The sequence below is a fragment of the Mesorhizobium sp. U510 genome, assembly GCF_059180695.1.
In genome coordinates this window covers 5217214-5234253 of record NZ_CP180532.1, presented here as the reverse complement: position 1 = coordinate 5234253, position 17040 = coordinate 5217214, and the positions used below count along the sequence as shown (strand labels likewise).

General features: G+C 63.8%; 18 protein-coding genes and 1 tRNA gene. 10 read left to right on the top strand and 9 right to left on the bottom strand.

Going from position 1 to position 17040, the window contains the following annotated elements:
- Positions 1–36: 36 nt before the first annotated feature.
- The 3 genes from ACLGL5_RS27180 to ACLGL5_RS27170 all read left to right on the top strand — a co-directional run bounded on the left by ACLGL5_RS27180 (position 37) and on the right by ACLGL5_RS27170 (position 4613).
- Entirely contained in the window at positions 37–447 is a 411-nt protein-coding gene (locus tag ACLGL5_RS27180) for a winged helix-turn-helix transcriptional regulator (RefSeq protein WP_064983902.1), read from the top strand.
- 35 nt (positions 448–482) lie between these two features.
- Complete coding sequence (locus ACLGL5_RS27175; RefSeq protein ID WP_069092435.1) at positions 483–1769, top strand: FAD-dependent oxidoreductase; 1287 nt, start codon at positions 483–485, stop codon at positions 1767–1769.
- Between the two features lie 63 nt (positions 1770–1832).
- Positions 1833–4613 (top strand): CHAT domain-containing protein, encoded by a 2781-nt coding sequence (locus ACLGL5_RS27170; RefSeq protein ID WP_069092434.1) that lies wholly within the window; start codon positions 1833–1835, stop codon positions 4611–4613.
- A gap of 38 nt (positions 4614–4651) precedes the next feature.
- Here ACLGL5_RS27170 and ACLGL5_RS27165 read toward each other — a convergent pair whose 3' ends face one another.
- Both ACLGL5_RS27165 and ACLGL5_RS27160 read right to left on the bottom strand, forming a co-directional pair.
- On the bottom strand, positions 4652–5383 hold the full coding sequence (locus tag ACLGL5_RS27165) for a glutathione S-transferase family protein (protein WP_064983908.1): 732 nt from the start codon (positions 5381–5383) through the stop codon (positions 4652–4654).
- 1 nt (position 5384) lies between these two features.
- Positions 5385–5690, bottom strand: a complete 306-nt coding sequence (locus ACLGL5_RS27160) for a Rieske (2Fe-2S) protein (RefSeq protein ID WP_069092433.1) — start codon at positions 5688–5690, stop codon at positions 5385–5387.
- Positions 5691–5788: 98 nt separating this feature from the next.
- Here ACLGL5_RS27160 and ACLGL5_RS27155 point away from each other — a divergent pair, with 98 nt between their 5' ends.
- From ACLGL5_RS27155 to ilvC, 3 genes are all read left to right on the top strand, one after another.
- The gene (locus tag ACLGL5_RS27155) at positions 5789–6247 is read left to right on the top strand and encodes a MarR family winged helix-turn-helix transcriptional regulator (protein ID WP_019858973.1); all 459 of its coding nucleotides are present in this window, start codon (positions 5789–5791) and stop codon (positions 6245–6247) included.
- Between the two features lie 169 nt (positions 6248–6416).
- Positions 6417–7070 carry a TetR/AcrR family transcriptional regulator gene (locus tag ACLGL5_RS27150; RefSeq protein WP_069092432.1) on the top strand — a complete coding sequence of 218 codons (654 nt, stop codon included), beginning with the start codon at positions 6417–6419 and terminating at the stop codon, positions 7068–7070.
- Between the two features lie 26 nt (positions 7071–7096).
- Positions 7097–8116 (top strand): ketol-acid reductoisomerase, encoded by a 1020-nt coding sequence (gene ilvC, locus ACLGL5_RS27145; protein ID WP_010910140.1) that lies wholly within the window; start codon positions 7097–7099, stop codon positions 8114–8116.
- A 77-nt stretch (positions 8117–8193) separates the two neighbouring features.
- Here the strand turns inward: ilvC and ACLGL5_RS27140 are convergent, their stop codons facing one another.
- The gene (locus ACLGL5_RS27140; protein ID WP_019858971.1) at positions 8194–8778 is read right to left on the bottom strand and encodes a BA14K family protein; all 585 of its coding nucleotides are present in this window, start codon (positions 8776–8778) and stop codon (positions 8194–8196) included.
- Between the two features lie 188 nt (positions 8779–8966).
- On the opposite strand from ACLGL5_RS27140, the gene ACLGL5_RS27135 reads away from it, so the two are divergent.
- Both ACLGL5_RS27135 and ACLGL5_RS27130 read left to right on the top strand, forming a co-directional pair.
- Positions 8967–10082 carry an endonuclease/exonuclease/phosphatase family protein gene (locus ACLGL5_RS27135; RefSeq protein ID WP_069092431.1) on the top strand — a complete coding sequence of 372 codons (1116 nt, stop codon included), beginning with the start codon at positions 8967–8969 and terminating at the stop codon, positions 10080–10082.
- A 41-nt stretch (positions 10083–10123) separates the two neighbouring features.
- Positions 10124–10840, top strand: coding sequence for a hypothetical protein (locus tag ACLGL5_RS27130; RefSeq protein ID WP_069092430.1), 717 nt, complete (start codon positions 10124–10126; stop codon positions 10838–10840).
- Here the strand turns inward: ACLGL5_RS27130 and ACLGL5_RS27125 are convergent.
- From ACLGL5_RS27125 to ACLGL5_RS27110, 4 genes are all read right to left on the bottom strand, one after another.
- Positions 10837–11079, bottom strand: a complete 243-nt coding sequence (locus ACLGL5_RS27125; RefSeq protein WP_019858967.1) for a hypothetical protein — start codon at positions 11077–11079, stop codon at positions 10837–10839. The two genes, ACLGL5_RS27130 and ACLGL5_RS27125, sit on opposite strands and share 4 nt — an antisense overlap.
- Before the next feature lie 121 nt (positions 11080–11200).
- A complete protein-coding gene (locus tag ACLGL5_RS27120; RefSeq protein ID WP_019858966.1) occupies positions 11201–12418 on the bottom strand; it encodes an ABC transporter permease in 1218 nt (405 codons plus the stop codon).
- Positions 12419–12420: 2 nt separating this feature from the next.
- Positions 12421–13128 carry an ABC transporter ATP-binding protein gene (locus ACLGL5_RS27115; protein ID WP_069092429.1) on the bottom strand — a complete coding sequence of 236 codons (708 nt, stop codon included), beginning with the start codon at positions 13126–13128 and terminating at the stop codon, positions 12421–12423.
- A 4-nt stretch (positions 13129–13132) separates the two neighbouring features.
- On the bottom strand, positions 13133–14425 hold the full coding sequence (locus ACLGL5_RS27110; protein WP_069092428.1) for an efflux RND transporter periplasmic adaptor subunit: 1293 nt from the start codon (positions 14423–14425) through the stop codon (positions 13133–13135).
- A gap of 101 nt (positions 14426–14526) precedes the next feature.
- Between ACLGL5_RS27110 and ACLGL5_RS27105 the strand changes: the two genes are divergently transcribed.
- Together ACLGL5_RS27105 and ACLGL5_RS27100 are read left to right on the top strand one after the other, a co-directional pair.
- Positions 14527–15435, top strand: coding sequence for a PhzF family phenazine biosynthesis protein (locus ACLGL5_RS27105; protein ID WP_069092427.1), 909 nt, complete (start codon positions 14527–14529; stop codon positions 15433–15435).
- Between the two features lie 106 nt (positions 15436–15541).
- Positions 15542–15617, top strand: a tRNA-Lys gene (locus ACLGL5_RS27100).
- A 172-nt stretch (positions 15618–15789) separates the two neighbouring features.
- Here ACLGL5_RS27100 and ACLGL5_RS27095 read toward each other — a convergent pair.
- Both ACLGL5_RS27095 and cobT read right to left on the bottom strand, forming a co-directional pair.
- Positions 15790–15930: a hypothetical protein gene (locus ACLGL5_RS27095; protein ID WP_155249110.1), complete on the bottom strand. Its 141-nt coding sequence runs from the start codon at positions 15928–15930 to the stop codon at positions 15790–15792.
- 93 nt (positions 15931–16023) lie between these two features.
- Positions 16024–17034 (bottom strand): nicotinate-nucleotide--dimethylbenzimidazole phosphoribosyltransferase, encoded by a 1011-nt coding sequence (gene cobT, locus ACLGL5_RS27090; protein ID WP_069092426.1) that lies wholly within the window; start codon positions 17032–17034, stop codon positions 16024–16026.
- Positions 17035–17040: the final 6 nt, after the last annotated feature.

Sequence of the window (17040 nt, the reverse complement as noted above, 5' to 3'; positions counted from 1 at the left end):
GTTTTTCGGGAGGTAGGCACACGCAGGGAACGAGCCATGGACAGCCGGATCGTCAATCTGAGATCCAAACTCGACGTCTACAAAGGCATGACCGGCGGTGGAAATCTTGCCGATTGTCCGGTCCGCGAGGTCATCCAGGGGCTCAACGGCAAATGGAGCTCGCTGCTGATGGCGGCGCTCGCCGAGCAGCCCTATCGCTTTGGCGAATTGCGGCGGCTGGTGCCCGACATCTCGCAGCGCATGCTGACCCAGACGCTCCACGATCTGCAGCGTGACGGCTATGTGCATCGTAAAGTGTTCCCGACCAAGCCGCCCAGCGTCGAATACAGCCTCACCGACCTCGGACGCTCGATGTTCGGCGCCCTGCATCATCTGATCCAGTGGGCCGAACTCAACCACGATGCGGTGCGTCAGGCGCGTGCCGGTTTCGACGCGACGCAGGCTTGAGTAGCGCGACTTGATTTCATCAGGCGGCTGAAGGATTGTCCCGGCCAGTTCGGCTTGGGGGCATCGGTATTTCCTACGACATCGCAATTGCAGGCGCCGGTCCGGCGGGGCTGGCCGCGGCGCTCTATCTCAAGCGGGCAGGGCACAGGGTCACCATCTTCGAGCGCTTCGAGGAGCCGAAGCCGGTCGGTTCCGGGCTGATCCTGCAGCCGACCGGCCTGACCGTTCTGGCCGATCTCGGCTTGCTCGACGACATACTGGCGCTCGGCGCCCGCATCGACCGGCTGCATGGCGCCGATGCCTCGACCGGGCGCACCGTGCTCGACGTCCGCTACGACGCCCAGCGCGGCCGCCGGTTCGGCCTGGCGGTGCACCGGGCGGCGCTGTTCGGCGTGCTTTTTCGCGCCGCCCGGCGCGAGGCCATCGCCATCGAGACCGGCGTCGAAATCGAGACGGTGGAAGCCGGCGAACGGGCGACGCTGATCCGGGGCAATGGGGCAAAGGCAGGGCCGTTCGATCTGGTGGTCGACGCCAGCGGTTCGCGCTCGAAACTGCGGCAGAGCGTGGCCAATGCAGGCGCGCCACGGTCACTCACCTATGGCGCGTTCTGGGCGTCGCTTGGCTGGCGCGGCGAAGGCTTTGACGAACACGCGCTGTCGCAGCGCTACGACAAGGCCAGCGTGATGATCGGGGTGCTGCCGATCGGCCGGCCGGAGCCGGGCGCAGAGAAGATGGCGGCCTTCTTCTGGAGCCTGAAGCCCGATGATGCCGACGCAGTGCGCGCTGTCGGCATCGACGCCTGGAAGGAGAGGGTCATGCGGCTGTGGCCACAAAGCGAAGCGTTCACCAGCCAGATCGACAGTTTCGACCAGCTGTCGCTGGCCCGCTACGGCCACCACACGATGAAGATGCCGGTTGCGCGGAGACTTGCCGTCATCGGCGATGCAGCGCACTCGACCAGCCCGCAGCTTGGGCAAGGGGCCAACATGGCGCTGCTCGACGCCGCGGCGCTCAGCCATGCGCTGGCGCGCACGCAGAGTGTCGAGGCGGCACTCGAAGCCTATGCCAAGGCGCGGCGCTGGCACGTGCGTGTCTTCCAGGCGCTGTCGCTGGCATTCACGCCATTCTACCAATCGGATTCGGTGGCACTGCCCTTCATCCGCGACAGGCTGGTGGCGACCGTCGCGAAAATTCCGCCGGCGCCGCAGTTTCTGGCCTCGATGGTCGCCGGCACGGTGATCGACCCGTTCAGGCGGGCAGGATTGACGGAAACGCGATGGGATGTCGGACGAAATCTAGGTCATGATAGGACCGCTTCATAGAGTTTTTCGCCCCGGCAGGTTCGCACGCACACCATGTTCAGAACACGAGAATCGCAACATCTGATGCGCGTTGTTGCATCTGTCCTGGTGATGCTGGCGGCGGCGTTTCTCTCACCGCAGGCGCAAGCCCAGACGCCGGACCAAGCCAGCCAGCAGGGGGCAGCTGGCACTGAAGAGGCGCTGAAGGCCCGCATTGACGCGGCCTACAAACTGATGATGGACACAGGACGCTTCGATGAAGGCTATGCGCAATTGCGGGCCACTCTGCTCGATGCCGCCAGAAGCGACCTCTACGACTTCACCGTGGAGAGCTACTCCAATGCCGGCGCGACGTTCCTCAACAACCAGATTCTCGACTACGCCGAAGAGATTTTTGCCGAAGGGCTGAAAACCAGGGCGATGCAGCAGGATGTCGCCAAGCGCGGCGACTTTTATCTCAATTACGCGATGCTGAAGCAGACCGAGAAAGACTATCAGGGCTTCGTTTCCATGTGCGCGACAGCCACCAATCTATACGCCCATTACCACGGCAAGGAATCCCAGGAACTCCTGTTTGCCAACGATGTGTTGGCGACCGGGGTCGCCGCATTCGGTCAAATCGCGTCGGCCATCAATATCGAGCAGCGCAATCTGAGGTTGGCTGCGCAGGTAGCCGGTACCGATGATCGTTTCATCTGGAAGCTGCAGAACAATCTGGCCGACATGCTGCGCCAGATGGGGGCTCCAACACGCGCCTTGCAATACGATCTGGCCGTGCTGGAGAAGCGGATCGGCTACTACGGCTCAGATCACTTCAACGTTTTGGTCACCGCCAACAACACGGCGCAGGACTATCTGGACCTTGGCAAATACGACGAGGCCTTGCGCTATTTCCAGCAGGATCGGGACATTGCCGTCGTTCTCAAGCAGGAAGGCAATCTGGTCGAACAGGCGGATGCCTGGCTGCTCTATACCAGGGCACTCTCTGGTGCGCAGCCGCTCGATCAGCCGACAACGGCAAGGCTGCAACAACTGACCACCGACCCGAACTATCCCGAAATACTGGCAATCAAGATCGCCAACCTGCTCGCCGCGCATTTCATCGCAGTAGGCGACACGGAAAACGGGATGAGCCAGCTTGAGCGAGCCCAAAGCATCGCCGAAGCGACGTACGGGGTGGTGCATCCGCTTACCTTTGCCGCGCGGCAGGCCATGGCCAATCTCAGGGCGAAGACGAGCCCGGAGAAGGCGGCTGCCGATTTCGCGACTCTCGACGAGGACATGCTGCGTTGGAATTGGTTCCAGGTAAGCACTGCCGGCAACCCAATCGTGGCCGAGGCCAGCCGCGCCCTGGCCGACGACATGCTGTACGACTATGCGCGCCTCGCTAAAGGCAATGCATCGGTGGTGCCGGCCTTTGCCGAAGCCGTGCGCCGCTGGCCGACGCTTGAAAATGAGAAACGCGATCTGTTGCGCAGACTGTCCCGCTTGATCGATCCGAACGATACGGAGACACGGTATTTGATCCAGACCGGGATCCGGCTGTCCTTGGCTTATCAGGAGTCGTCCTCTAGTGGTGACAGTTCCGACGATCCAGGGGCGGTGCAGCCGGGACAGGTTCAGGCGGCATACGAAAAGGCCACGGCCAGCGTCATGGCCAAATACAGTTTCAGCCAGAGCGTGGTGGACAAGCCGCTGCCGTCGGCCGGCACCCTGCTGAAGCCAAACGAGGCGCTGATCGACTACTTCATTGCCCGCAAGTGGCGGGCGGATCGGGAGAGTGCCGATCCGCTGGAAGACGAGCGCCTCTATGCGATCGTCACCCGCAAGGATCGGCAGCCGTCTCTCTATGATCTCGGCGATCCACGCCGGCTCATCCCGGCCGCTCGCGAAACACGCATGGCGAACCTGAGGTCGACGCGTTCCGCGCAGGAACGGGGCGCGGTGACCTTGGTCGATCTGAGCGCCACATTCACCGGGCTTTATGCCGGTCTGATCGCGCCGTTAGAGCCGTCGCTTGGTGGAGCCGATACGCTTTTCGTGGTGCCGGACGGAAAACTGTTTTCGGTGCCATTCCCCTTGCTGCAGGACGGCAAGGGCGCGTCGCTCGATGACCGTTTCGTCGTGCGCATGCTGACGCGGCCGGAATCGCTGTTGAATGCCGGCGTCGATCAGAGTTTTCCCAAGACGGGCAGAGCCTTGCTGGCCGGCGGGTTGGACTATGCGCGAGGTTCGGAAAAAGGGGCGGAGCCGCTGCCCGGCACCCGCAAGGAGGTCGACGCGATCGCCTCGATCCTGAGCGGTGATCACTATTCGGTCGAAATGCTCACCGGGACGGCGGCCAGCGAGCGGATGCTGCGCAAGGATATGGAGCGGGCGACGATTGCGCATCTGGCCACCCATGGCGCCTACCGTGATGAGAAAGAGGGCGGCGTGGGCGCCGTGAATGCGCTTTGGCAGAGCCAGGTCGTGCTGTCGCAGTCGGGAGACCGGCAGTCGATGAAACGTGATGACGATGACGGTCGGCTCTATGGCATGGAATTGATGAGCTGGGATTTGTCGGGCCTCGACCTGCTTGTCCTGTCCGCCTGTGAGACGGCTCGCGGCCAGGAGACATTCGTCGGCGGTTTGCGCGGCCTGCCGACGGCAATCGGCATTGCCGGCGCAAAACGCTCGCTGTTGACGCTGTGGCCTGTGGACGACGCCGGAACCGCTGCCTTCATGGTTGGGTTCTACGGTCATCTTGCCGCCGGACAAACCTATCCGGAAGCGCTGCGCCAGACCCGCCGCGATGCCCGCGACCGCAAAATATCAGGCGCCCAGGATCCGCGGGTCTGGGCCGCCTTTGTCATATTCGAGAACTGAGGCCGCTCGAAGCGCATACTTGCTCACGATCCGTGCGTTCAAGCCGATCGTGCCAACGCAAATGGTCCGGCTTGATCGTTTCGGCGGATGAGGCTCGACAGAAAGGATCCCTTTGCTTGCAGAAAAGCATGCAGACGCTGCGGATAATCCGGCGCTACGGCGTGCTTGATCGACGGACGATCATTCAACGCCTTCCGCCAGGCCTGGACGTGCGGCTTGCCGTCCAGGATGCCGAAATCGCCGATCCGGTCGAAAGCGTCGAGATATCTGAAGACAGGCCCGTACACCGCATCGACCAGCGAAAAGCGGTGGCCGGCGAACCATGGCGCGCTCCGCAAGGCATCGTCCGCCAGTTCGGCCTCAAGGCGGTCAAACATTCCCGACAGCGCGCGGGACTCGGCAAGGAAACCGGCCTCGGTCGGTGCTGAATAGAGCCGGCCGATGGCGTTGAGCACGGCCGAGCCGTATTCGATCCAGGCACGGTGCCGGGCACGGGCGTAGGGGTCGGCCGGGTGGAGGGGATTGGCCTGTGTCTCCTCGAGGAATTCGAGGATGACCGCGGATTCGAAGATTGTCGTTTCGTCGCCATTTCGCTGGACGCGCAACAGCGGCACCTTGCCGAGTGGCGAGATCGCCTTGAACCAGTCCGGCTTGTCGGCGAGGTCGATGTCGACGCGCTCGAACGGCACGCCCTTCTCGGTCAACGAGATCGCCGCACGCTGGACATAGGGGCAGAGAGGGTGGCTGACGAGAATGAGCTTGTCGGTCATTTCACTCTCCCCAGACATAGTTCAACGCGCCGTTTTCGACGCGTGTCGACAGGAACATCAGACGGGAATTCTTCGGTGCCGGACCGTCGATGCGTTCGCCCGACATCATGTCGAATGCGGCGCCGTGCCATTGACAGACCAGCCTGCCATCCTTGCAGTTCAATGGCCCGCCGAAATGCAGACAGGCATTGGCGGCGGCGCGGATGCGTTCGCCTCTGCGCCAGACATGGACCTCGCGGCCGAAGAATGGGGCGATCAGGCTGCCTGTCTCGGGGACGTCGGCGATCTTGCAGATCTCGTGTTTCATGGGTTTGCCTTTCGATGTTGATGCAATTGCATTTATATAGATGCAGATGCATTTATCGTCAAGCTTGATGCATTTGCATCTATCGTCTAGGGTGGGCCATGACCGAGAAAGCCACGCCTTCGCCGGAAGCCATCACCGCCTGGGCCCGCCTGATGCGCGTTTCGCGTCAGCTGGTCGAGAATGCCGAGGACGCGTTGAAGGAGAGCGGCTTGCCGCCGCTCGCCTGGTACGACGTGCTGCACGAACTCGCCGAGGCGGGCGAGGGCGGCCTGAGGCCTTTTCAATTGATCGAGCGCACTTTGTTTGCGCAGTACAACATCTCGCGGCTGCTGGCCCGGCTAGAGGCCGACGGTCTGGTCGAGAAGCTGCCGGTGGCCGATGATGGTCGCGGCCAGACCATCCGCATCACGGCCAAGGGGCGCGAGACGCGCCGGCGGATGTGGGCCGTCTATGGACGATCAATCGCCGACCTGGTTGGCGGCAAACTTTCAGCGGATGAGCTGAAGATGATGTCGGCGCTGCTTGGCCGGCTGCGTGATCCGGCTGTCCTCGACTGATCTTGGCCGCTGTGCCGCGACGCCTCAATGACAACGCTGGCGCTCGCGGCCGTCGATCTTTTTCCGCGCCGCCCCCTTGCGCGCCGGGCCGGATTGCGCAATATGCCGAACCGTAACGTACGGTACGGCTTGCCGGGCTAATCGGTTTGCCTGTCCGCGAGGGAAGAGCGTGTTGCACATCGTGCCTGACATCGACACCAGCGAGACGCTGACGGAGCGGCAGAAGGCCGTTCTGGATGCGGCGTTGCGGCTGTTGGTCGAGGAGGGCGATCAGCTGACCATGACCGCCGTGGCCAGGCGGGCCAGCTGCTCCAAGGAAACACTCTACAAATGGTTCGGCGACCGCGACGGGCTGTTGACGGCAACCGTGCAGTGGCAGGCCTCCAAGGTGCGTGTGGCGCCCGTCGACGCCAAGGGGCTCGACCTTGCCTCGCTGACGGCAAGCCTTGAGCGTTTCGCTTCCGACTGGCTGAAGGTGATTTCCAGCGATACTTCGATCGCGCTCAACCGGGTGGCGGTCGGGCATGCCGGCTCGGGTAAGGACGACCTCGGCGCCGTCGTGCTGGAGAATGGCCGCTTCGCGCTGGCCCGGCGGCTGAAGCCGGTGCTGGAGGCCGGGCGCCAGGCCGGGCTTCTCGATTTCGCGGATGCCGAGACGGCGTTCCGCACCTTTTTCGGGCTGGTCGCCCGCGACGTGCAGATCCGTCTGCTGCTCGGCGACCGGCTGGAATTGACTGAGGCGACGATCGGCGGCGATGCCGTACGGGCGACGCAGCAGTTTCTCGCTCTTTTCGGAGCAAAAACCGGGCCGCAGGGCCTCTGATCTTAGAAACGGGAAGGAAGTAAAAAATGCGCGTCTATTACGATCGTGATGCCGATCTCAACCTGATCAAGGGCAAGAAGGTCGCCATCATCGGCTATGGCAGCCAGGGCAGGGCGCATGCGCTCAACCTCAAGGATTCCGGCGCCAAGGAAATCGCCATCGGCCTCAAGGCCGGCTCGGCGACCGCCAAGAAGGTCGAGGCCGACGGGCTCAAGGTGATGAGCGTGGCGGACGCCGCCAAATGGGCCGACCTGATGATGATGGCGACGCCCGACGAGCTGCAGGCCGACATCTACAAGAACGAGATCGCGCCGAACATCCGCGACGGTGCGGCGATCGCCTTCGCGCACGGCCTCAACGTGCATTTCGGCCTGATCGAGCCGAAGTCGACCGTCGACGTCGTCATGATCGCGCCGAAGGGCCCGGGCCACACGGTGCGCGGCGAATACCAGAAGGGCGGCGGCGTGCCGTGCCTGGTCGCCGTCAACCAGGATGCCTCAGGCAATGCGCTCGACCTGGCGCTGTCCTACGCCTGCGGCGTCGGCGGCGGCCGTTCGGGCATCATCGAGACCAATTTCCGCGAGGAATGCGAGACCGATCTGTTCGGCGAGCAGGTCGTGCTGTGCGGCGGCCTGGTCGAACTGATCCGCGCCGGCTTCGAGACGCTGGTGGAAGCCGGCTACGCGCCGGAAATGGCCTATTTCGAGTGCCTGCACGAGGTCAAGCTGATCGTCGACCTGATCTATGAAGGCGGCATCGCCAACATGAACTACTCGATCTCGAACACCGCCGAGTGGGGCGAGTATGTCTCGGGCCCGCGCATCATCACCGCCGAGACCAAGGCCGAGATGAAGCGCGTGCTGAAGGACATCCAGACCGGCAAGTTTACTTCGGAATGGATGCAGGAATACCGCGCCGGCCTGTCGCGCTTCAAGGGCATCCGCCGCATGAACGACAGCCACCAGATCGAGGAAGTCGGCGCCAAGCTGCGCGCGATGATGCCGTGGATTTCGAAGAACAAGCTGGTCGACAAGGCCAAGAACTGATCGAAATCTGTTCTTCTTGATCAAAAAAACGGCGCCCCCAGGGCGCCGTTTTCATTTCCGCGTGGCGCGCTTACAGATCAGCTATAGGGCGACCAGCATTGCTGGCGCGGGCCGCCATAGGGCTGGAACGTGTTGTCCCAGGCACGATACGACCGGTAGCGGTTGTAGCACCACCGGACATGGGCATTCGAAAGCCGCCCGGCGCGGTAGTAGCGGCGCGGTGCCGGCGCATAGTAATCGTAGTTGTTGTAGTTGTTGTACATGCTGCCGAGGCCGAGCCCCAGGCCAAGGCCAAGGATCGCGGCACCCGCACCGTCATCATAGTAGCGGCGATGGTGATGGCGGCGCCAACGCCAGTCATCGCCGCCGTTCCAGTTTCCACGGTTCCAGTTTCCGCCATCCCAGTTGTTGCGGTTCCATTGCCGGCCACCGTTCCAGTGGCCTGACCGGCGCCATCTCCAGTCGTTGTTGAAAACCGGGCTATTGTTATTGCCACCAGCCCAGCTGTCGCGCACCGGCGTGACCGCCGGTGCTGTCGTGCTTGTGGGAAGCGCCAGATCCGGTTGCATGATCGGTCCGGCGGCCGATGGCGCCGTGATGCCGGAGACAATGCCGAGCGCAATCAGCCCGGATTTGATGGTGGATGAAAAGAGCGAGTTCATAACACTCTCCAAGAGCTAAAGGCCCCACGCCTACCCTGGAATGGGTCCACTGTGGATCTTTGCGTCTGAACGGCGGATGAACGGAAAGGTTCCGTCAACCATGGCGCGAATGCCGTCAGGTCCAAACGATCTTGGCTTGTGGTCCTGCGATCTTGTGTTCCGGCGCTCTTGCAGGCAAAGGTCAGGGCATGTCGCTGCGCCTTGCCACCTTCAATGTCGAGAACCTGATGAACAGGTTCGATTTTTCCGGCTATCGCAACCAGCTCAACGAGGATCGGACGCTGGCGCTGTTCGACATCCAGAGCGAAGCCGAATACAAGATGCTGGAGCAGGCTCGCGCCATCGCGCAGTCCGACGACACGCGCCAGCTGACGGCGCTGGCGATCGCCGCCACCCGGGCCGACATCATCTGCATGCAGGAGGTCGACAATATCGAGGCGCTGAAGGCCTTCGAATACGGCTATCTGTTCAAGATGGTGGGGCAGGGCTATCGGCAGAAATACACCACCTCAGGCAACGACTCGCGCGGCATCGATGTCGCCGTGATGATGCGCAACGAGACCGCGCAGGGACAGCCGATCGAATTCGTGCGCATGACCAGCCATGCCTACGTCACCTACGAGCAGTTCGGGCTGCACACGCCTGAACTGGCGGCCCTCGGCAGCGAGGCCAATGAACGCATCTTCCGGCGCGACTGCCTGGAAGTCGACATCACCGTGAGTGGCGTGCCGCTGACGCTCTATCTCGTGCATTTCAAGTCGATGGGCTCGCCACGCAACGGGCTCGACGGACGCGAGGCGACGATGCCTGTGCGTATCGCCGAGGCGAAAGCCGTGCGCCGGATTATCGAGGAACGCTTCGGTGCGGATCATGCCGCTGACAAGCGCTGGGCGATCTGTGGCGACATGAACGATTACCGCCAGCGCGTGAAGATCGCCGGCGACGACCTCGACGGCTACCGTTTCGAGGTGGTCGACGAGGCGCAGTCCTGCATCGACGTGCTGACCGCCGGCGGCTTCTGCGAGAACGTCATCGAGCGTCGGCCGGAAATGGACCGCTGGACCTTCTATCACACGCGCGGACCCGAAGAGCGGCATCTCTGCCAGCTCGACTATATCCTGCTGTCCAGGGGGGTGGCGGCGAAGAACGCCACCGCCGTTCCCGACATCATCCGCAATGGCCAGCCCTGGCGCACGATCTTTCCGGCTGGCCAGGAAGTCGAGCGCTTTCCGCGCGCCGGCTGGGACCGGCCGAAAGCGTCGGACCATTGCCCGGTGGCGATCACGCTGGACATGGTTGGATAAGCATGATCGGGGCTCGATAGGCGGTATTGGGGCTTAGACGCATGAGTTTCAATCTTCCGCGCAATGTCATCCTGCCCGTCGATGCCGTCGACGTCCGGCTCGATCCCGGCCCGCATCCCTTCGCCAGGGATAATGCCGAGGCGATCGCCGAGAACTGGCAGCGCGAGATAGCAGCCAATCCGGCGCTGTTCGACGGCACGGTGGTGCTGCTGTCGCAGCTTGCCTGGCGTGACAACAGCCTGATCGGCCGCTGCCATGCGGTCAACTACTCCACCTTCATGCTCTGGCGGAAGCAGCGCGAGAATTCCGGAGCCGAGCATGCCTATGCCCATGCCATGCTGGTGGCCGGCGACAATGCGCTGGTGGCGATCCGCATGGGACGTCACACGGTCAATGCCGGCCGCGTCTATTTCGCCGCCGGTTCGTTCGAGCCGGTCGATTTCCGCGATGGGCTGGTCGATGTCGACTTCAACATGATCCGCGAGGTGCGCGAAGAGACCGGCCTCGACCTGTCGGCTGCTGAACGCGGCGAGCGCTACCACGCCTTGTCGACGAACAGCGGCACGGTGATTTTCCGCCGTTATCACGAGCCGGCGCCGGCTGATGAGATCGCGCGGCGAATCTCAGCCTTCGTCGCCAGCGAAACCGATCCGGAGATCGAAGGGCCGGTGGTCATACGCCATGCCGGCGACCTGCCGGACGGGCTGACATCGTATATGAAGCCGCTGATCGAGTGGCACTTTTCCGGCCTGGATTAAGGGCGCGCCTTCTCCTGCGCCGCCTTGCGGTCGTTGCGGGCCGCGACGAGAAACAAGATTAAGCCGATGCCCAGCAACCCACCCATGGCCATTCCCATGGTCTGGCCGACGACTGCCTGGAAATCCGACGTGACGCGATCGGGATTGGCCATGCCGAAGCGGGCGAGATACCACCAGATGCCTGCCAGGGCGGCCTCGATGATCACCATCGTCACGATCAGTCGTGTCTTCTTGCTCATGTGTCGTTCCTCAACCTGAGATGTCTTAGCATCGTCGACCAGAGGGCGACAGTGCTGCCGGTGCAGGCAAGCATCCAAGGTTGGGAATAGCCGTCGCTCGTGATGGAGCCGGCCCGGCTTTCTACTCGTGCCGCAGCGCGTCGATCGGATCGAGGCGCGCGCCGCGCAGCGCCGGGAAGAAGCCAAACACCATGCCGATCAGTGCCGAGAAACCGACGGCCAGCAGGATGACCGCCGGGCTTGGCGCGAAGGGGATGGTCAGCGTCGCCGAGGCGAGGCCGGCGAGCCCCAGGCCGATCAGGATGCCGATGATGCCGCCGAGCAGCGACAGCACGGTTGCCTCGACCAGGAACTGGATCAGGATGTGCTTTTCATGCGCGCCGATGGCGAGCCTGATGCCGATCTCGCGCGTGCGCTCGGTGACCGAGACCAGCATGATGTTCATGATGCCGATGCCGCCGACCAGAAGGCTGACGCCGGCGACCGCGCCCAGCATGCCGGTCATGGTGGTGGTGGCGCTGGCCATGGCGTCGGCGATCTGGGTCATGTCGCGGATGCCGAAATCGCTTTCGCGATCCGGCGTGATGCGCCTGATATCGCGCAAAATGTCCTCGACGCGCGGCTGCAACTCGCTGGTCGGGGTGCGGTCGTCGGCGGCGATGTAGATGTTGTCGATGTCACGATTGCCGGCGATGCGGCGCTGATAGGCGTGCAGCGGCATCAGGACGACGTTGTCCTGGTCTTGGCCGAAGCCGGTGTAGCCCTTAGGTTCGAGCAGCCCGATGATCTTGCAGGAGGTGCGGTTGACGCGGATGATCTCGCCTTCGGGATCGCCGGCGCCGAAGAATTGCTGGCGCACCGTCTCGCCGATCAGGCAGACGCCAGTGCCCGAGCGGGTTTCGGAATCGCTGAACGGCCGGCCCGACACCAGTTTCCAGTCGCGCGCATCGAGATAGGCGCTGTCGGTGCCGGTGACGCCTGAGGTCAGGCTCTCGGTGCCGAAGATGACGCGGACCTGCTTTTGCGAGGCCGGCGAAATGGCGCGCGCGCCGGTCAGATGCGCGACCAGCGCCGCGAGATCCTTCTCGGCCAGCGGCCGCACCACCTGGTCGAGCCCGCCCGGGCCGCCGGGGCCTGCCGGGCGTCCGGCACGAACGACCAGAAGATTGCTGCCGAGCTTGGAGATGTCGGCCTTGACCTTCTGCGTCGTGCCGGAGCCGATGGTCAGCATGGCAATGACGGCGGCGACGCCGATGACGATGCCGAGCAGCGTGAGGAACGAGCGCAGCACGTTGCGGCGGATCGAGCGAAGCGAGAGGCGGACGGTTTCCCAGATCATGGTTATGCCGTCTCCAGATTCGCGGTGTCGGAGGCGACGTGGCCGTCGAGGAAGCGGATGGTGCGTTCGGCATAGTCGGCGACATCGGCCTCATGAGTGACCATGGTGACGGTCAGGCCGAGCTCCTTATTGAGCTTTGTCAGCAGCTCCATGATCTCGTGCGTGCGTGCGGTGTCGAGATTGCCGGTCGGCTCGTCGGCGACGAGCAGCGTCGGCCGGGTGACGATGGCGCGCGCGATGGCCACGCGCTGCTGCTGGCCGCCGGAAAGTTCGGCCGGCGTGTGATGCTCGCGGCCGACCAGGCCGACCTGGGCGAGCGCCTGCATGGCAAGGTCGCGGCGCTCGCGGCTGGCCACGCCGCGATAGATCAGCGGCAGTTCGACATTTTCGGCCGCCGTGGTGCGCGCCAGGAGATTGTAGCCCTGGAAGACGAAGCCGACATAAAGGTTGCGCAGCATGGCGCGGCGGTTGCGGTCGAGCCGGCCGGCATCGACGCCCATGAAGGAGTAGGTTCCGGCCGTCGGCGTGTCGAGGCAGCCGATGATGTTCATCGCCGTCGATTTGCCCGAGCCGGAAGGGCCCATGATGGCGACGAATTCGCCGCGCCGGATGGCGAGGTCGACGCCGGCCAGCGCGTGAACCCGGGCCTCGCCCTGGCCATAGCTCTTCCAGACCTTGTCGAAGGTGATGAGGGGCGCGCCCGCGGCCACGGCCTCAGCTCCGCAGCTGCGAGGTGGTGATGACCTGCGCGCCTTCCTCCAGGCCGGACGTGATCTCGGTCAGCTCGCCATCGGTCGAGCCGATCTTGACGTTGACCGCATGCGGCCGGCCGTTCTCCAGCACATAGAGTGTGCGCGAGCCGTCGGTGGGGGCCGTTGCGGCCTGGCGCTGGCGATTGCCGCCCGGACGGCCCATGCGGCCGGTAAACAGGTCGCTGAAGCTCCATGCGCGGGCTGCTTGCTGCGTCGGGCGATAGCGGAAGGCGCTGGCGGGCACGGTCAGCACATCCTTGGCCTGTCTTGTGACGACCGTAACCGTGGCGGTCATGCCGGGGCGCAGCAACAGTTCGTTGTTGTCGACCTCGAGCCGTGCATTGTAGGTGACGACGCCGTCCGTCGTGACCGAAGCATAGGAGATGTCGCGGATCTCGGCGTCGAACGGCCGCTCCGGGAAGGCGTCGACGGTGAAGCGGGCATGCTGGCCAGTCTTGACGGCACCGATATCGGCCTCGTCAACCGCCGCCACCAGCTCCATGTTCCTCAGATCGGCGGCGATGATGAACAGCACCGGCGCCTGCAGCGAGGAGGCGACCGTCTGGCCGGGGTCGACCGAGCGCGTCAGCACGATGCCGTCGATCGGCGCGTAGATGGTGCTGTTGGCAAGGTCGGTCTGCTGCGATTTCAGATCGGCATTGGCGATGGCGAGATTGGCCTGCGCGCTATCAAGCGCTGCCTTCGAGCGGTCGCGCGTCGCCGTCGCTGCCTCCAGCGACTGGTCGGTCGCCATGCCGCGCTTGGTCAAGGCGGCCGCGCGCACCAGCGCGCTCTCGTTCTCGGCGAGCGTCACCGTGGCATCCTCGACATTGGCCGCCGCGCCCTTGGCGGAAGCCTCGGCGCGCTCGATTTGCACCTGCAGCTTGGTGGTGTCGAGGGCCGCCAGCACGTCGCCCTTCTTCACCTGCTGGTTCTCATTCACCGAGACCGAGCGGATGATGCCGGAGAGCTGGCTGGAAATATCGACCTGGGTGAGCGGCTGCAGTGTGCCCGTCGCCGAGACCTGGACAGTGAGGTCGGCCCTGGCGGCCGGCACGGTGGTATAATCGATCCTGGCGGGCGTGCCAGCATACCACTGATAGAGGCCAAGACCGGCGGCGAGCACGATCAGGGTCAGCAACGCATAGAGCCAGCCACGCCGGCGCGTCTTGCTCCGCCCCTTCTTATCGAGCCCGAGCGCCGTCTCGATGGCGGAATCCGATTCCGTCTTTGGCAGATTGACAATCTGGTCCACGTCGGACCCCTATGATGCGTAATGTCCCTGTCTGTGCACAGATCAGGGTTACCGGTCCAAATATCAAATTAAATTTCGCCCATGTTGGGATTGAGGCAGGAATGCAAACCCGGAATTACTTGCTTTACGATGTGTTTACGACCGAGCGACTGGCCGGCAACCCGCTGGCCGTGGTGTTGGATTGCAAAGGTCTGGACACGGCAGCGATGCAGGCCATCGCGCGCGAATTCAACCTGTCCGAGACGGTCTTCGTGCTGCCGCCGGACAACCCCAAGCATAAAAACCGCATCCGCATCTTCACGCCGGACTATGAAATGCCGTTCGCTGGCCATCCGACAGTTGGTTCGGCAATCGCGCTGGCCGACCTGGCCGGCGAGGACGGAGCCGGTATCTTCGTGCTGGAGGAAAACATCGGCCCGGTGCGCTGCGCCGTCAGCAGGCATGACGGCGCCGCTTTCGCCGAGTTCGACCTGGCGAAATTGCCCGAGCCGTTGAAGCTCGAGGCCGATCCGCAGGCGATCGGTGCCGCCCTCGGCCTGGCGCCGCATGAGATCGGCTTCGAGAATCACCGCGTCGCCTTCTGGTCGGCGGGCGTGCCCTATGTGACCATTCCGGTCGCCAATCTCGAAGCGGCGGGCCGCATCCGGCTGGACAACCAGGCCTGGTCGGAGCTGGCGCCGCGCAAGAGCGAGTGGGCCTTCGCCAGCCCCTATGTTTATTGCCGCGAGACGGTGAACCATGAGAGCGCATTCCATGTGCGCATGATCGTGCCCGGCACGCCTTCCTATGAAGATCCGGCGACCGGTTCGGCGGCGGCGGCCTTTGCCGGCGCCATCATGCATTTCGATGCTCCGACGGACGGCATTTCGCAGCTGTGGATCGAGCAGGGGCTGGAAATGGGCAGGCCGTCGCGCATCCGCCTGGAACTGACCGTACAGGGCGGAAAACTGGCCTCCGCGCGCATTGGCGGCCATGCGGTCAAGGTGGCGGAAGGCAGACTGTTCGTCTGATCGCGGTAAGGGTTTGTCGATTTGTCGGGAAATGATTCCGGCAGGGCTAGACATGACCGATGGTGGCGGCTATATGCCCGCCAACGCCGGCTTTCGCCGGCCGAGTGGGTGCGTAGCTCAGTTGGTAGAGCAGCTGACTCTTAATCAGCGGGTCCACAGTTCAATCCTGTGCGCACCCACCAAATTCCTTGAAGACTTGGTGGAAAGACCCTGAAAGCGAGACGCGTTTGGCGCGTCTCTAACCGCGTCCAAAAACGCGGCTTAGAAATCTGCCGAATCGAAAAGCAATGTTCTTTTCCACGCTTGCAGCTTCGTTAGCGTCAGTTCCGCCTTTGCCGCCTGAAAAATCGCTGATCAGCCACCAGAAGAAACCAGGAAGACAATGAAAATCGCTTTGTCGATCGGGCCGTAGCTGGAGTATCCACTGCGCCGAAGCACAAGTGCAAGCACTACGGCAATAGCCACGGCAGCGGCTGCGGGATGAAGCTTTTTCATCCGCCAGATCTATTCGAGAATCGCCGCAACCGGAGGATGCCGCTCCTGCCATGGCGAGAGCGGCTCGGTCGACTGAACCGGCGGAGTCTGGAACTACTTTTCCGACACCCCGGCCTCGGCAAAGCTTGCCATCCTAGCATGGCACTCCAGCGCCGAGCGGACGATGTTGACGGCGAGGCAAGCGCCGGAGCCTTCGCCGAGCCGCATGCCGAGATCGAGCAGGGGGGGCAGGCCGAGCGCTTCGAGCAGGCGGCGATGGCCCGATTCGGCCGAAACATGGGCCGCGATGGTGTGGGAGAGGCCGGTCGGATGTAGTCTGGCCAGCGGGGCGGCGGCAGCCGTGCAGACGAAGCCGTCGAGCAGCACGGGTATGCCGAGATGACGGGCGGCCAGCGTGGCGCCGAAGATGGCGGCGAGTTCGCGGCCGCCGAGTGCCGCGGCAACGCCCAGCGGATCGGCGAGGGCTGCGGCGTGGCGCTTCAGGCCGGCTTCGATGGCGACCACCTTGCGCTTCAGGCCGGCATCGTCGACGCCGGTGCCGCGCCCGGTCCATTTTTCCGCGCCACCGCCGAACAGCGCCGCCGAAATGGCGGCTGCCGGCGTGGTGTTGCCGATGCCCATTTCGCCGAAGCAGACCAGATCGAGGTCCTTAGTCACCGCATCATAGCCAGCTGAGACATTGGCAAGGAAGGCTTTCTCATCCATTGCCGGCACTTGCGTGAAGTCGCCGGTGGGATGGTCGAGGTCGAGCGGGATGACATCGAGCTCGGCGCCGGCGATGCGGGCGAACTGGTTGATGGCGGCACCGCCGCCGGCGAAGTTCGCCACCATCTGCACGGTGACTTCTGAGGGATAGGCCGACACGCCTTGCGCGGTGACGCCGTGATTGCCGGCGAAGACGAAGACTTTCACCCGGTCGAGCCTGGGCATGTCGCGGCCCTGCCAGCGCGCCAGCCAGGCGGCGATGGTTTCCAGCCGGCCGAGGCTGCCTTGCGGCTTGGTCAGCGTGTCCTGGCGGCTGGCAACGGCCTTTGCCGCGGCATCGCTGCCGGCGGGCAGGTCGAGGCAGGCGGCGCGCAATTCATCGAGGGATTTGAAGGGCATGGGGGC

Bases quoted from the DNA above. Each gene is read 5' to 3' on its own strand.
- ACLGL5_RS27180 (WP_064983902.1), top strand. From the start codon at position 37: ATGGACAGCCGGATCGTCAATCTGAGATCCAAACTCGACGTCTACAAA.
- ACLGL5_RS27170 (WP_069092434.1), top strand. From the start codon at position 1,833: ATGCGCGTTGTTGCATCTGTCCTGGTGATGCTGGCGGCGGCGTTTCTC.
- ACLGL5_RS27165 (WP_064983908.1), bottom strand. From the start codon at position 5,383: ATGACCGACAAGCTCATTCTCGTCAGCCACCCTCTCTGCCCCTATGTC.
- ACLGL5_RS27160 (WP_069092433.1), bottom strand. From the start codon at position 5,690: ATGAAACACGAGATCTGCAAGATCGCCGACGTCCCCGAGACAGGCAGC.
- ACLGL5_RS27155 (WP_019858973.1), top strand. From the start codon at position 5,789: ATGACCGAGAAAGCCACGCCTTCGCCGGAAGCCATCACCGCCTGGGCC.
- ilvC (WP_010910140.1), top strand. From the start codon at position 7,097: ATGCGCGTCTATTACGATCGTGATGCCGATCTCAACCTGATCAAGGGC.
- ACLGL5_RS27140 (WP_019858971.1), bottom strand. From the start codon at position 8,778: ATGAACTCGCTCTTTTCATCCACCATCAAATCCGGGCTGATTGCGCTC.
- ACLGL5_RS27135 (WP_069092431.1), top strand. From the start codon at position 8,967: ATGTCGCTGCGCCTTGCCACCTTCAATGTCGAGAACCTGATGAACAGG.
- ACLGL5_RS27130 (WP_069092430.1), top strand. From the start codon at position 10,124: ATGAGTTTCAATCTTCCGCGCAATGTCATCCTGCCCGTCGATGCCGTC.
- ACLGL5_RS27125 (WP_019858967.1), bottom strand. From the start codon at position 11,079: ATGAGCAAGAAGACACGACTGATCGTGACGATGGTGATCATCGAGGCC.
- ACLGL5_RS27120 (WP_019858966.1), bottom strand. From the start codon at position 12,418: ATGATCTGGGAAACCGTCCGCCTCTCGCTTCGCTCGATCCGCCGCAAC.
- ACLGL5_RS27105 (WP_069092427.1), top strand. From the start codon at position 14,527: ATGCAAACCCGGAATTACTTGCTTTACGATGTGTTTACGACCGAGCGA.
- ACLGL5_RS27095 (WP_155249110.1), bottom strand. From the start codon at position 15,930: ATGAAAAAGCTTCATCCCGCAGCCGCTGCCGTGGCTATTGCCGTAGTG.
- cobT (WP_069092426.1), bottom strand. From the start codon at position 17,034: ATGCCCTTCAAATCCCTCGATGAATTGCGCGCCGCCTGCCTCGACCTG.